The organism is Acinetobacter sp. P1(2025), assembly GCF_051390655.1.
Classification (GTDB): domain Bacteria; phylum Pseudomonadota; class Gammaproteobacteria; order Pseudomonadales; family Moraxellaceae; genus Acinetobacter; species Acinetobacter junii.
The window spans coordinates 1-571 of the sequence record NZ_JBPKBJ010000178.1 but is presented as its reverse complement, the minus strand read 5'-3'; the positions used below and the strand labels follow the sequence as shown (position 1 = coordinate 571).

The following is a 571-nucleotide window of genomic DNA, read 5'->3' as shown; positions in this document are numbered from 1 at the left end:
CAGAAAGGTGGTGCGCAGAAGCTCACGGCTGATGTATTGGGGATGGGCAAAGCACAGCTGCAGTTGTACCGACAGAAAACTGAAGAACTGATTAATGACAGTCTTATGCGGTATGCGCCAATGAAACAGGTTGAGATTCGAGGTATTCAGATAGAAGTGCCGAGTAGGGTGAGTTGTTTATCACACCGAGATTACAACAAGAAGTATGGAACCCAGCTGCAGGATGTCCCCGTGATGAATAAGGCGGTACGTTTTGCGTGTGAGAATGAACCTGAGTTGTGGGCCAAACAACAGCATATGATTGAAGAAATTCAACGTATTCGCGCTGAAAATCGTTATGAGCAGTATCGTTCGTTTTATGAGGCTGAATTAAAAAATCGAAAAGAGATTGAAGAACTAAGCAAGCAAGCTGAAACGCCACGTACTCGACAACAGTGGTATGCGCGAGAAAAATTATTGTTTTTACAGCAGAATATGCTGCAAACTTTATTGAAAGATCCTCAAACGACTGAACCTATAACATTGATTCAGCATGATTTACAGCGTTATATTGATCTTTTGAATACTGAAT

At 41.9% G+C, this 571-nt stretch carries 1 pseudogene; it reads left to right on the top strand.

The features are described 5' to 3' along the window. Positions 1–571: pseudogene (locus tag ACSC97_RS18265) on the top strand (MobA/MobL family protein); the annotation flags it as partial.